Raw genomic sequence first — 12,762 nt, 5'->3', positions numbered from 1 at the left:
TTTTTAAGGGGCTTTTTTCATGGCACCAGCTGATTTAATTTAATAATTCTTTACTTTCTCTTACAACCTAATACCTATTTACAACCTACCGATCCTCTACAATCACTCTCCTGTGTTCCCGTCCCCAATTGATCATTTCCGTAATGATTTTCCCGAAGGTCCGGCAGTATTCTGTAGGTTCATACTCGATTAAAACCGGTGTATCCGGATAAACGGTACGTTTCACCAGTTTATTCAGTTCCATATCTTTCAGCTCTTTGGAGAGCATTCTTGTCGTGATTCCGGGGATGCTTCTTTCAATCTCACGGAAACGCCTGTTGCCGTTACAAATCGCATTAATCACAGGAATCCGCCATTTTCCCCCGATAAAATAAAGGGTATCCTGCAATGCTCTCAATTCTTCTGTCTGATCTCTTTCCATATCTGCAAAGTTAAGTGATATAATTAATGATACTGGTATACTCCGTTATACTGATTACAAAAGTATACCAATTTGAAATAACTTTGTCAAAAATTTAAAAGAAATGAATAAATTTAATAACAAGCTGGCTGTAGTAACCGGCGGAAACAGTGGGATCGGATATGCAACGGCAAAAGAATTAATTGCTGAAGGCGCAAAAGTAATCATTACAGGCAGAAGAAAAGAAGCCGTGGAAAAAGCGGCTGAAGAGTTGGGTGCAATTCCCTTTATTGCAGACCAGTCTAATCTGGAGGATATTAATTTACTCCACAAAGAAATAGAAAATCAGTATGGAAAAGTAGATATTCTCTTTATCAATGCCGGGATTACAGGAACATTAAGCTCTATTGAAAACATGGACATCGAAAATTTCGACAGTGTCATGAATATCAATTTCAGGGGTGCTTATTTCACTTTAAGCAAGTTGATTCCCTTATTGAATGATGGTGCATCGGTAGTCGTATTATCATCCATTGTCGCTTCTACCTATAAGCCTAACAGCTCGGTTTATCAGGCCAGTAAAGCTGCATTGAATTCCATAGCTAAAACAGCTGCCGCAGAGTTGGCTCCGAGAAAGATAAGAGTGAATATGGTAAGTCCGGGACCTACTAAAACTGAAATATTGAACAAGGCAGGTTTAGATGAAAAAACTTTAGAAGGAATTAATGACTGGCTGATCAGTGAAATCCCGTTAAAGAAAATGGGAACTGCAGAAGATGTAGCCAAGCTTGTGGTCTATTTATCTGATGATCAGATTTCAAGCTTTATCACCGGAACTGAAATCATCGTTGATGGCGGAATGATCCTGTAAAAAAATCTTATCCATTAAAAAAATACCGGTAATTCTTATTTTCGGTATTTTTATTTTATCTGCTAAGTTTAAAAAATTCCGGATTCACCTTTCGATTTGTCCGGTTGAGCGTTCTTTAGATTTCAAACCTTCCTTCCTGTCTTTACTTTTGAACCATAAAAAACAAAAAACTATTATGGATTCAATAAAGAAAAAAAGAACGGTAAAGCCTATCGCTATTCTATTTTTAGCCGTATTGGGAATTTTTGCAGGGTTACAGCTTTTCAATCAACCTATCGAAGGGAAACCTGTTACCGGTAAAATTGAGGCTCCGCGTGAAGTGATTGCTATTCTGGAAAAATCATGCTTTAACTGTCATTCCAATGAACAAAAACTAAGCTGGTACGACAAGCTTGCCCCCATTTCCTGGGCCGTCAATAAAGATGTGGAAAGAGCAAGAGAAGTCCTGAATTTTTCGGAATGGGAAAAGGTTTCTCCGGGAGAGCATAAAGGGAATATGTATGCGATTCTGAATATGATGCAGGCCGGCAAAATGCCGCTTCATGAATATACACTCCTCCATCCGTCAGCTAAAATTTCAAATAAGGATATTGCAGTGATCCGGAAGTACACCCTTTCGCTGTCAGGTATTGTACCGGTAAAAAAAGAAGAAAAAGATCCGCATCAGGATATCAGAACAGGTTCAGTTGCCAATCCGGAAAATCTTCCTGTATCTCTAAACGGCGTAAAATATACCCCGGATTTTAAAAACTGGAAAGTGATCAGCATGAGCACTCTGTTTGACCATTCTATCCGGGTTATCTATGGAAATGATATTGCCGTAAAAGCAGTGGAAACAGAAAATTTTCACCCGTGGCCGGATGGAAGCATCGTTGTAAAATCGGTTTGGAAACAACAGGAACAACCTGACGGGGAAATAAGACCGGGAGAATTTGTCAATGCTCAGTTCATGGTAAAAGATTCAAAAAAATATACGGATACTGAAGGTTGGGGATTTGCCAAATTTTCAGGAAATGATCTTCACCCGACCGGAACAACAGCATCTTTTGCGAAAGAATCCTGTATAGCGTGCCATCGCCAGTTAGCCGAAAAAACAGGATACCTGTTTGATGTTCCCATGAAAGTAAATACAGAAAGATTAATTAAAAACCTTCAGAAAAAATGAAAAAAATAGTATTTATACTCCTGTCAAGCTTAGCCCTATTCACCGCCTGTAAAATTGATGAACCGGATAAAGATTTGCAGCGTATTGTTTTCGATCCGGGAAACCTGCAGTTTATTTCCAATTCATTAAATCCAAAGAAGGAAACCATGTCTGCATTGTATGGAAACCGGGAAGCACTTCAGTCTTTATCCATCGGAAATACCCGCCCCGCCAAAGGTTCAGAATTAAAGCTGGTTACCTGGAAATATCATGAAAATCCGCAATATACAGGGGGTACGATCACAGGTGAGCTTTTACATATAGAAACCGTTCAGACAGATCAGAAGGGAACCATTTCTTATCAGGTACAGAATCTGTCAGAAAAAGATAAGATTAATCCTGACAAAGAAGAAAGGATAGCCTATATCATGACTTACAAACCGGTCGTAAGGCCGTAGATCTGGGGATAGTATGAATGGTGAATGGTCAATTCGCTTCGCTTGTGAATTTTTTAATGTATTAATTGACTTGCGCAGCAAAATTGACCATTCACCATTCACTTTCCAATTCTCATTTCCCATAATTTCATTTAAAAATATTAATTTAACATCTTTAAAATCTGTAATTTTTTAATGCAGCAACAAAAAATAAAAATATCACAGGCTGTCATCTGGATAAGCTCCATCTTTTTGGGAGTCCTTTCATCCGTTCCCCAGCTTGCCTCCCATGATTTCAATCTGCCGGAAGCTGTTGTAAATGCTGCAATTACCAGCGCATTTGCCGTTGTGATGTGGTACCTCAACATTTACCTGATGAACCGTAATGGCAAAAGGCGTCAGGGAATTTCCTATTCCAGGCTTTTAATTGTACTGGCACTGGGAATGGTGGTAATGTTTGGCCTTGCATGGGTACAGCAGCTGATCTTATCCCATATTAATTTCGGTCCGGTAATGCTGATGGTAGAAGTAAGGGGAATCCTGATCAACCTGGTATTTTATATGTTTTTAAATCTGGTTCAAAATAATTATGCCGGACAACAGGTTCATCTTGAACTGGAAAAAGTTAAAAGCGATAATCTCGGCGCTCAGTATGAATTACTGAAACAGCAGGTCAATCCGCATTTTCTTTTCAACAGTCTCAACACTTTAAAATCGATGGTTGAAACGCATGATGAAGAAACGGTGGATTTTATCATTAAATTATCCGATTTTTACCGTTTTACCCTGGAGAGCAGAAAGCTGGATCTTATTACCGTTCAGGAAGAGATGAAAATACTCAACGCCTATCTTTTCCTTCAGAAGGCCCGCTTTGGTGACGGCTTTACTTTTACCGACACTTTGGATGAGGAAACATTAAAAACATTGATTCCGCCTTTTACTTTACAATTATTGGTAGAAAACTGCATTAAGCATAATATTGTTTCACAGAGCAAACCATTACATATCAAAATATACAATTCTGATCAAAAGATTATTGTTGAAAATCCGATACAGCGCAAATTGGCAGCTGAAGATTCTTTAGGAGTCGGACTGAATAACGTGAATATGCGTTACAAGCATTTGCTAATGCAGGAAATTGATATTACAGACAACAACCAGATTTTTCAAATAAAACTTCCTTTAATCCATGAATATCATCATTATTGAAGACGAATTCAGAGCTGCAAAATCTTTGCAGAATTTAATCAAAGAGCTAAAACCCGAAACCTCCGTCACCGGGGTTTATGACAGCATAGAAACCAGTGTGGAAGCACTATCCAAAGATCATAAGCCGGATCTCATTTTTATGGATATCCACCTTTCGGACGGACTTTCTTTTGAAATTTTTAAGCAGGTGGAAATCACTTGCCCGGTGGTGTTCTGTACGGCATTTGACCAGTATATGCTGGATGCTTTTAAAAGCAAGGGTGTTGATTATGTTCTAAAGCCTTTTTCACGTGAGGATATTGCAGAAGCTTTAAGAAAGGTTGACGAACTGAAAAAATTCTTTCAGAAAACGGAACTCCCGGACCTGGAAGCTCTTCTTCAGAAAATAAGCCAGCCTCAAACCGCTACCAAAAGCAGTTTCCTCGTTTTTAAAAATCAGAAATACACCACCATCCTCACCGAAAATATTGCTTACTTCTATATTCACAATGAAATAACACATCTCATGACTTTTGACAAGCAACAGTTTCCGCTTACCCAATCTTTAGGGCAGGTGGCTGAGCTGGTTTCTCCCAAGCAATTCTTCAGGGTTAACCGGCAGTATATCGTTAATTTCAGCGCCATCAAAGAAATGGAACATTATTTTCAACGAAAAATTTACGTAAAGCTTTCTGTGGAAACTCCTGAAAAGCTGCTTATCAATAAAGAAAAAACACACAGCTTTTTCTCCTGGCTCGAAGACCGATAGTCAACAAAAAAGTTCAATCTTATATTTTCCGGGTTCACCTTTCAAATTGTCTGGTTGACCCTTTTTTGTATTCTTTTGCCTCTTCCGGATGTCTACTTTTGAATCAAAATTAAAAGAAATGATATCTAGAAAACTATTTACAGCAGGTGCATTTGTAGCGTTAATGTTCATCATTTCCGCATTTGTACAAACGAAAAGCACAAACAAGAAGATTCAGAAGAACATGTCCGGAAACGACGGTTTTGCCGTTCTGGAATTATTCACATCCGAAGGTTGCTCCAGTTGTCCGCCGGCAGACGCCTTAATAGGACAGATCAACGAGGAATGGAAAGGAAAACCGGTTTATATTTTAGCTTACCATGTTGATTACTGGAACCGTCTCGGATGGAAAGACCGCTTCAGTACTCCGGAAAATTCTGAGCGCCAGCAACAATACAGCAGACTACTTAATTCACAGGTTTATACACCTCAGTTGATTGTCAACGGAAAACAGCAGTTTGTAGGCTCGGATGGAGATGCTGCAGAAAACGCAATTTCTAAAGCATTAAACAGCACAAAAAACATCAAAATAGATTTAACGGCTTCTTCTGTCTCTAAACAACTTAAAGTCAACTATAAAGTATCGGATACCAACGTTCAAAATAAGCTGTTGATCACTTTAGTGGAAAAAAAATCTTCCACCCAAGTTGCTAAAGGGGAAAATGAAGGCCGTCACCTGATTCATTGGCAGATTGTGCACAAACAAAATCAAATCTCTTTAAAAAACGGTTCGGAAGGAACAAACGGATTCCCGTTACCTGAAAATTTCAATGCTAATGACTGGGAAGTTATCGGGTTTCTTCAAAATACTAAGACGGGAGAAATTACGGGTTCTGCAAAAGCTTTATTTAACTAGAAAATGGGTTAAATGCAAAGGCACAAAATCTTTTACCTAGATCATGCTTTAAGACGCAAGGGTTTTATCTGCGATAAAATATTAAGGATAAAATTGAGAGCTTAGATTCCTGCGGAATGACAAAAATGGTGAATTATAACCATTGAAAATCTATGATTTTCCTGCGTCTTAAAAGGCATCATATTGAACATGCATTGCGCCTTTGCAATTAACAAAAAATATAAACATTAACAACTTAAACAATAAAAAAATGAAAACAAAAACAACAAAAATCATCTATTGGTCAGGCGCTATTTTTATGTCATTATGGTTTGGGGCAAGCGGATTCTTTGAACTTACAAAAAATCCTGTAGTATGGGATATTACGCAGCAATTGGGATACCCTGCCCATTTTATTTATATTCTTGGCGTTTTTAAGCTTTCAGGTATTATAGTCCTTCTGATTCCTAATAAATTGCTGAGGCTGAAAGAATGGGTATTTGCAGGAATGTTCTTTGACATTATCTTCGCATTTTTCTCCAAAGTAGCGGTCCTCGGGTTTCCGGCAACAATTGATGCTGTTGTTGCATTTACGGTGCTTTCGATTACTTATGCAATGTTCAGGAAGCTTTACAGTCCTGAAGTGGTCTTTGGCGAAATATAGTTTTTAACCACAGATAGCACTGATAACTTCACGAATAGCACAATATGTAACGCTGATTTATTCGTGTTATTTGTGAGGAATATTAGTGATATTAGTGTTCAATAAGTTTTGAACCATTAAGTACAAGAAAGTTAAAAAATAAATCCTCCCGGTATAGAGAGGATTTATTGTTGAAACTATGTCGTAGAAAATTTAAATTAATGATAAAAGCTTTGACTCAAAAAAACAAATCCTGGATTTTTTAGTTAAAAAATATTTTAAAACCATTAAGGATTTAATTAAGTTATTAAGAATATTAAGTTTGCTTTGCTTAAGATTTATTATGTCTTAAAAATTCAGGATAAGTGATCTTAAATTTCAATATTCTTAATATTCGTTTTTGATACAGTTGTTATGCATTTACGAAATAACAAGTTTAACCTTAATCTTCTTAATAACTTAATCTTACTTAATGGTTAAACTTGTTATTTTTTTAATTCATAAAACTTTCCGCAAACCATTCAAATGCACCGGCTTTCTTTTTGGTAAAGCCTAATCCCGGCCATGGCAAATGATACGCAAAAGCCCGGGCTTTGGTTTCAGCCAATTGGGTAAGAACTTTCTTTCGTGATTCAGATGCTATATCGAGATCGGTATCTCCGAAATATCCCCAATCAGGATGCGGGAAAAGAACCACATCAGAATGTATCAGGTCTGCGATATATAATAGTTTTTCATTTCCTGAAGCTATATTCACCAAGGTCAGTCCGGGAGTATGACCCGGAGCCGGCTGAAAACTGAAATGATCGTACAATGTCTTATCAATATCATAAAATTTCAGCTTAGGCTTAATGGTTTTTAAAATATTCTGAACAGCCGGAATGATCTGATTCAGAAACTCAGGCTGGTTTTTCAAAGCGCTGTTGCTGAAATCTTTAATAGTAGCTTTCATCCAGAAATCATGTTCTATCCGGGAAATAAACAGATTGGCATTGGAAAATACAGGTTTATTTTGTTTATCCACTACTCCACCAATATGATCCGGATGAGCATGGGATAAAAATACATCTGTAATATCGGCAGGCGAAAAACCCGCTTTTTTCAGGCTTTTTAACAGGAATCCGGTTCTTGTATCAGCAAAAATACCCATTCCGGCATCCATTAAAATCAGTCTATTTTTAGTTTTAACGAGCAGAACGTTCATCGCCATATCGATAAAATCTTCGGAACGAAAGTTATCTTTAAGAATCGTTTTTAATTCAGATACAGTTCCACGCGGGGCAAATGATAATAAATTTTCTTCATGAATGTATCCGTCTGTGAGAATAAAAAGTTCCAGCTCTCCGAGTTGTATTTTTTTAAATCCTGAAAGGTCGTTTTCCGGATCCAAACTCATTTCTTTAGTATTGGCAAAAGCTCCCGTAAAAGGGATTACACTGAAAGCTCCTGCTAAAAGTCCGTTTTTTAAAAGTTCTCTTCTGTTCATATCAAATATGTGCTTTTCTTAATTTTATCATGCTCAGGATCAATAACCCTAAAGCGCCTAATACAAAATACCCTTCGGCAACCTGCAGCTGAATTTCAGGCTTAATTACGGCTACAATTCCATAGCTTACCGCTGATGTGATGATGAAGGCTACTCCACCGGTGAGACCACCGGCAATTCCTGCTGAATTGGGAAATCTTCCGATACAATATGAAAAATAATTATTGAATATAAAGCCTGCCGTTACGTGAATGGCAAATGCAAACGCCACCAGGCTGTAAATATTGCTTACATAATAGGAGAAAGCAAACATGGCAATAATCAAAATAAGCTGAATAAAATTGGCATACCTGATTTTAGGTAAAAATGCTTTATTGATCAAAGCTTTTCCCAGGAAACCACCTGTCATCCAGGCCAATCCCAGGATAAGTGATACATAGCCTGCAATCACTTCAGAATATCCCATTTTATGCTCAATGATAAAGGCTCCGCAAAGATTGAAAAAAATCACCATCGCATAGCTCAGCCCGCACATCAGCATTCCATAGAAAAAGTCTTTGGCTTTGAACATCGAATTGTATTCCCTGATCAGGAAATCAATATGAAACGGGTTTCTTATTTTTAAAGTTTCTCCTGAAAAAATCAGCTCTAAAATCAAAAGCAGCAAACTGTATCCTGCCAAAACATAAAAATTGGACTGCCACCCGAAATTTTTCTGCAGGTATCCACCGATAAAAGGTGCTATAATAGGCCCTACCGACCAGACAATTGTCATGATGCTTAAATAATGTTTCCGCTTTTCCCCTTCATATACATCGACGAAGAAAGCCCGTTTGGAAACGACCGCAAAACCGGATAAAACACCATGTAATACCCGCATCGCATAAATAACAATAATATTCTGAGTAATTGCCGTAATCAGAAAGGTAACGACAAATAAAGCCAGGGAAAAAATGGATACCTTGTACCGTCCGAATGAATCAACTACACTTCCTGCAAAAAACTGGGTCAGTCCGTAGCTGATTAAAAATATGGATAAGGTAAGCTGAATACTGCTTTCCGGCAAATGAAGTTCTGTTGCCATACTCGGCATGGAAGGAAGGTAAATATCCGTTGCCAGACCCGACATCGGAATCACCGCGAAAGCTAAAACAGTAGCTATAAACTGATTTTTTTCTTTAAGAGTTCTCATTTTCTCTCATTACATCTTTTCATAAAAACCGGATTCCCGAATGAATCAGAAACCCGGATTTTAATATTTATATCTTAGTTATTGACAAGTTTCATTGAGCCTTCGCTGTATCGTTCCCCTATATTAGGATATTTTTTCAGGATGGAATCAATGGTATCCAGGTCGGATGGTGAAAGACTGATATTAATTGCATCAATATTTTCTTCTAAATATTTGATCCGTTTTGTTCCGGGAATCGGAATAATATCATCTCCCTGATTAAGCACCCACGCTAAAGCCAGCTGGGTTCCCTTCACTCCTTTTGAAGCTGCAAAATCATTGAATTCTTTTGCTAAATTCTTATTGTTTTCAAGACTTTCAGCCTGATATCTCGGTAATGATTTTCTGAAATCGTCATCACTGAAATTCTGAGCTTCATTGATATTGGAAAAAAGCCCTCTTGCTAAAGGTGAATAGGGAACCAGGGTAATTCCAAGCTCTCTGATCGTGGATAAAATTTCCTTTTCCACATCTCTCGTAAGGATAGAATATTCCGACTGCAGAGCGGTAATTGGATGGATTTTATTTGCTTTTCTGATAGATTCTGCAGAAGCTTCAGATAATCCCAGATATCTTACCTTTCCTGCTTTTACCAGTTCTGCCATTGCTCCTACGGTTTCCTCAACAGGAATATTCGGATCAACTCTGTGGGCATAATACAGGTCTATTGTATCTATTTTGAGTCTCTGAAGGCTTAAATCTACGGCCTGCTTGATCCACTCCGGTGAACCGTCAAAATAGGTTCCGGGAGCTCCGCTGTGGCTGGCTTTCCCATCTTTAAACCTGAATCCGAACTTGGTGGCGATAAAAATCTTATCACGGTTCGGAACGAGAACTTTGGAAATCAGCTTTTCATTTTCTCCGTTGGCATACATATCTGCCGTGTCCCAGAAATTCACCCCTAAATCTAAAGCTTTGTGTAAAGTATTGATACTTTCCTGCTCATCTGTAGGGCCATAGGCAAAGCTCATTCCCATACATCCTAAACCGATAGCAGATAACTGCTCTTCTGTGTTTCCTAATTTTCTAAATTTCATGATGGTTTGTGATTTTAAATTACAGGAACAAAATTATAACAACGGCTTTCCGTTTATGATATATAATTCAAACGAATTATTATAAAATTCAAACAAGGCTGCTTCTAAGGACATTGGGTGTGATTCCTGTCTGTTTTTTAAAGTAATTGGTGAAATACGCAGGTTCTTCAAATCCGAGGCCGTAAGCAATTTCAGAAACGTTCCAGTCTGTATGTTTTAAAAGCGCATTGGCTTCCTGTATTATTCTTGATGTAATCTGCTGAGTCGTGGTTTTACCTGTCATTTCTTTCACAGAACGGTTTAAAGAATTGACGTGAATGGAAAGACTTTCCGCATAATCATTGGGTGTTTTCAGCTTCAGATAAGCTTCCGGACTGTCTATCGGGAACTGTCTTTCCAATAGTTCCATAAACAATGAAGCTACCCGTTGTGAAGCGTTCTGATAAGGTTCGAAGTTTTCCGCAGGGTGCATTTTCATGGCTTCGTGCATCAGTATATGGAGATAACTTCTCAACATATCATATTTGTGTACATAATCCGATTGTATTTCTTCTGTCATTTTGATAAAAATCTTTGAGACAGATTCCTGCTGATCTTCATCAACAAAAAATACCGGCGATCCTCCTATTTTAAAAAGCTGCGAATCCTGAAGGTGCCCCAGGCGGTTCCCGTTCTGCAAAAACTGATCGGTAAAAAGGCAAAACCATCCGGTCTGGTTTTCATCATCTGCTTCCCATGAATACGGTACTACAGGGTTTGAAAATAACAAAGCGGGCCGGTCTACTTTGATCCATTTGTTGGCATAATGAAGCTTACCTTTTCCGATAATCAGTGAAATCTTATAATAATCTCTTCTGCTGTAAGGCGTTACCAGCGAACAGTTATCGCGGGTAAAAACATTGAAATGCCCTAACCCTGAGTTTAAAAGGCCGGAAGGAAAAATCTCTGCCCGGGTACGCTGATAGAATTCCTGTAATGATTCTGAACTTTCCATTTTTCAAAATTATAAAATTCAAACAAGACTTTAAATATAAAATAAAAGGAATCGATAAAATAAAAAATGGCCACTCTTCTGAGCGGCCACTTCAAAATTGAATATATAATTGATTTTGGTTTCTGATAACGTTTTTGTTTTTGACAATAAAAATGCCAAAAACCCTTTAGATACTTGTTTTTTCTGTTAAAAAATGCTAAACCCCTGAAACTGATTAAAATAATTTTTATATTTATAAAGAACCTCAGATCTTAATTATATTTATTATGGAGATCATCATCATTATTTTACTCATTTTGCTCAACGGAGTTTTCTCAATGTCTGAAATGGCACTGGTTTCATCAAGAAGTTTCAAATTAAAAACCGAGAAGAAAAAAGGAAATTCCAGTGCAAAGAAAGCTATGGAGCTTGCAGAGAATCCGAATCAGTTTCTTTCAACGGTACAAATCGGGATTACCTTAATAGGAATTCTGCTTGGTATTTATTCCGGCGACAGAATAACAAAAGATGTGGCGGAATTTATTTCAAAATATGAAGTATTCTCCCACTATTCCAAAGAGATCGCTTCATTTCTGGTCGTGGTGGTTATTACATTTTTATCTATTGTTTTCGGAGAGCTGATCCCTAAAAGATTAGGCCTTAAGTTTCCTGAAAAGATTTCGATGTTTATTGCCCGGCCGATGTACTGGCTGTCGATGCTGGCTTCTCCTTTTGTATGGCTCCTCACGATAACGAATGAGGGTTTTTTAAAACTTTTCGGAATCCGGAATGATGCAAAAGACACGATCACGGAGGAAGAAATAAAATCAATGATCCGGGAAGGTAAGGAAGGCGGTGTAATTGAAGAAAGGGAGCACGATGTTTTAAAAAATGTTTTTGAATTGGGTGACAGAAAGGTGAGCTCTATGGCAACCCACAACTCAAAAATCATCGCGGTAGATGCGGATGACAGCTATCAGACGGTAAAAGAAAAAATTAAAAACAGTTCGTTTTCCGTTTATCCTGTCACCAACGACAATAATATAGACAACATCATTGGTGTTGTAAAAATGAGGGATCTGTTTGATCTTGACCACGGTAATTTCAATTTGAGAGAACACCTCAGAAAAGCCATATTTGTAAGTGAAAACTCATTGATCTATCCTTTAATGGAAAATTTTCAGAACCATAAATCCCACGTTGCCATTGTGATTGATGAGTATGGGACTACAAAAGGGATTATTACCCTGAATGATATTCTGGATGACCTCGTCGGCAATATTCCTGACGGATCCGACAATGAGCCGGAAATTATCAAACGAACTGAAAACTCCTGGCTGGTTGATGGTAAATGTTCTATTTATGATTTTAAAAAGTATTTCAACATTGAAATAGATGAGGAGATCGAAAAAAACTTCATCAGTATTTCAGGATTGTTCATCAGTACTACGGATAAGGTTCCTAAAACCGGTGACCGGATAAAGATCGGAAATTTATTGCTGGAAATCGTGGATAAGGATGGGACGAGGATTGATAAGGTGATGGTGAAGAAGAGTGATGAGCTATAAGTTATAAGTTATGAATTATGAGTGAGGGGTGATAATTCATAATTGATAATTGGTGTTTAGGGAAAATCTTTTAATCTTTTAATCTTTTAATCTTTTAATCTTTTAATCTTTTAATCTTTTAATCTTTTAATCTTTTAATCT

The 12,762-nt window shown here is 37.6% G+C and carries 13 protein-coding genes; 8 read left to right on the top strand and 5 right to left on the bottom strand.

Going from position 1 to position 12,762, the window contains the following annotated elements:
* Nucleotides 1–85 precede the first annotated feature (85 nt).
* Nucleotides 86–421 (bottom strand): winged helix-turn-helix transcriptional regulator, encoded by a 336-nt coding sequence (locus AB8P06_RS19515; protein ID WP_369844139.1) that lies wholly within the window; start codon nt 419–421, stop codon nt 86–88.
* A 103-nt stretch (nt 422–524) separates the two neighbouring features.
* Between AB8P06_RS19515 and AB8P06_RS19510 the strand changes: the two genes are divergently transcribed.
* The 7 genes from AB8P06_RS19510 (at nt 525) to AB8P06_RS19480 (ending at nt 6,347) form a co-directional block, all read left to right on the top strand.
* The gene (locus tag AB8P06_RS19510) at nt 525–1,271 is read left to right on the top strand and encodes an SDR family oxidoreductase (RefSeq protein WP_369844137.1); all 747 of its coding nucleotides are present in this window, start codon (nt 525–527) and stop codon (nt 1,269–1,271) included.
* Nucleotides 1,272–1,446: 175 nt separating this feature from the next.
* Nucleotides 1,447–2,436, top strand: a complete 990-nt coding sequence (locus AB8P06_RS19505) for a heme-binding domain-containing protein (protein WP_369844135.1) — start codon at nt 1,447–1,449, stop codon at nt 2,434–2,436.
* Nucleotides 2,433–2,873 carry a hypothetical protein gene (locus AB8P06_RS19500; RefSeq protein WP_369844133.1) on the top strand — a complete coding sequence of 147 codons (441 nt, stop codon included), beginning with the start codon at nt 2,433–2,435 and terminating at the stop codon, nt 2,871–2,873. Before AB8P06_RS19505 ends, AB8P06_RS19500 begins: the two co-directional genes overlap by 4 nt.
* A gap of 174 nt (nt 2,874–3,047) precedes the next feature.
* The gene (locus AB8P06_RS19495) at nt 3,048–4,061 is read left to right on the top strand and encodes a sensor histidine kinase (protein ID WP_369844131.1); all 1,014 of its coding nucleotides are present in this window, start codon (nt 3,048–3,050) and stop codon (nt 4,059–4,061) included.
* The gene (locus AB8P06_RS19490; protein WP_369844129.1) at nt 4,042–4,809 is read left to right on the top strand and encodes a LytR/AlgR family response regulator transcription factor; all 768 of its coding nucleotides are present in this window, start codon (nt 4,042–4,044) and stop codon (nt 4,807–4,809) included. Before AB8P06_RS19495 ends, AB8P06_RS19490 begins: the two co-directional genes overlap by 20 nt.
* Before the next feature lie 118 nt (nt 4,810–4,927).
* Nucleotides 4,928–5,704, top strand: a complete 777-nt coding sequence (locus AB8P06_RS19485; RefSeq protein ID WP_369844128.1) for a DUF1223 domain-containing protein — start codon at nt 4,928–4,930, stop codon at nt 5,702–5,704.
* 250 nt (nt 5,705–5,954) lie between these two features.
* Nucleotides 5,955–6,347 carry a DoxX family protein gene (locus AB8P06_RS19480; protein WP_369844127.1) on the top strand — a complete coding sequence of 131 codons (393 nt, stop codon included), beginning with the start codon at nt 5,955–5,957 and terminating at the stop codon, nt 6,345–6,347.
* Between the two features lie 472 nt (nt 6,348–6,819).
* On the opposite strand, the gene AB8P06_RS19475 is transcribed toward AB8P06_RS19480, so the two are convergent.
* From AB8P06_RS19475 to AB8P06_RS19460, 4 genes are all read right to left on the bottom strand, one after another.
* A complete protein-coding gene (locus AB8P06_RS19475; protein WP_369844126.1) occupies nt 6,820–7,812 on the bottom strand; it encodes an MBL fold metallo-hydrolase in 993 nt (330 codons plus the stop codon).
* Nucleotide 7,813: 1 nt separating this feature from the next.
* Nucleotides 7,814–9,004 (bottom strand): MFS transporter, encoded by a 1,191-nt coding sequence (locus tag AB8P06_RS19470; protein WP_369844125.1) that lies wholly within the window; start codon nt 9,002–9,004, stop codon nt 7,814–7,816.
* Between the two features lie 74 nt (nt 9,005–9,078).
* Complete coding sequence (locus AB8P06_RS19465; protein ID WP_369844124.1) at nt 9,079–10,080, bottom strand: aldo/keto reductase; 1,002 nt, start codon at nt 10,078–10,080, stop codon at nt 9,079–9,081.
* An 88-nt stretch (nt 10,081–10,168) separates the two neighbouring features.
* On the bottom strand, nt 10,169–11,074 hold the full coding sequence (locus AB8P06_RS19460) for a helix-turn-helix domain-containing protein (protein WP_369844122.1): 906 nt from the start codon (nt 11,072–11,074) through the stop codon (nt 10,169–10,171).
* Nucleotides 11,075–11,340: 266 nt separating this feature from the next.
* Between AB8P06_RS19460 and AB8P06_RS19455 the strand changes: the two genes are divergently transcribed.
* On the top strand, nt 11,341–12,621 hold the full coding sequence (locus AB8P06_RS19455) for a hemolysin family protein (protein ID WP_369844120.1): 1,281 nt from the start codon (nt 11,341–11,343) through the stop codon (nt 12,619–12,621).
* Nucleotides 12,622–12,762 lie beyond the last annotated feature (141 nt).

Source organism: Chryseobacterium tongliaonense, assembly GCF_041224435.1.
GTDB lineage: Bacteria > Bacteroidota > Bacteroidia > Flavobacteriales > Weeksellaceae > Chryseobacterium > Chryseobacterium tongliaoense.
This window is presented reverse-complemented; position numbering and strand designations above follow the sequence as displayed.

Bases quoted from the DNA above. Each gene is read 5' to 3' on its own strand.
- AB8P06_RS19495 (WP_369844131.1), top strand. From the start codon at position 3,048: ATGCAGCAACAAAAAATAAAAATATCACAGGCTGTCATCTGGATAAGC.
- AB8P06_RS19460 (WP_369844122.1), bottom strand. From the start codon at position 11,074: ATGGAAAGTTCAGAATCATTACAGGAATTCTATCAGCGTACCCGGGCA.
- AB8P06_RS19500 (WP_369844133.1), top strand. From the start codon at position 2,433: ATGAAAAAAATAGTATTTATACTCCTGTCAAGCTTAGCCCTATTCACC.
- AB8P06_RS19510 (WP_369844137.1), top strand. From the start codon at position 525: ATGAATAAATTTAATAACAAGCTGGCTGTAGTAACCGGCGGAAACAGT.
- AB8P06_RS19490 (WP_369844129.1), top strand. From the start codon at position 4,042: ATGAATATCATCATTATTGAAGACGAATTCAGAGCTGCAAAATCTTTG.
- AB8P06_RS19515 (WP_369844139.1), bottom strand. From the start codon at position 421: ATGGAAAGAGATCAGACAGAAGAATTGAGAGCATTGCAGGATACCCTT.
- AB8P06_RS19455 (WP_369844120.1), top strand. From the start codon at position 11,341: ATGGAGATCATCATCATTATTTTACTCATTTTGCTCAACGGAGTTTTC.
- AB8P06_RS19505 (WP_369844135.1), top strand. From the start codon at position 1,447: ATGGATTCAATAAAGAAAAAAAGAACGGTAAAGCCTATCGCTATTCTA.
- AB8P06_RS19470 (WP_369844125.1), bottom strand. From the start codon at position 9,004: ATGAGAACTCTTAAAGAAAAAAATCAGTTTATAGCTACTGTTTTAGCT.
- AB8P06_RS19480 (WP_369844127.1), top strand. From the start codon at position 5,955: ATGAAAACAAAAACAACAAAAATCATCTATTGGTCAGGCGCTATTTTT.
- AB8P06_RS19475 (WP_369844126.1), bottom strand. From the start codon at position 7,812: ATGAACAGAAGAGAACTTTTAAAAAACGGACTTTTAGCAGGAGCTTTC.
- AB8P06_RS19465 (WP_369844124.1), bottom strand. From the start codon at position 10,080: ATGAAATTTAGAAAATTAGGAAACACAGAAGAGCAGTTATCTGCTATC.
- AB8P06_RS19485 (WP_369844128.1), top strand. From the start codon at position 4,928: ATGATATCTAGAAAACTATTTACAGCAGGTGCATTTGTAGCGTTAATG.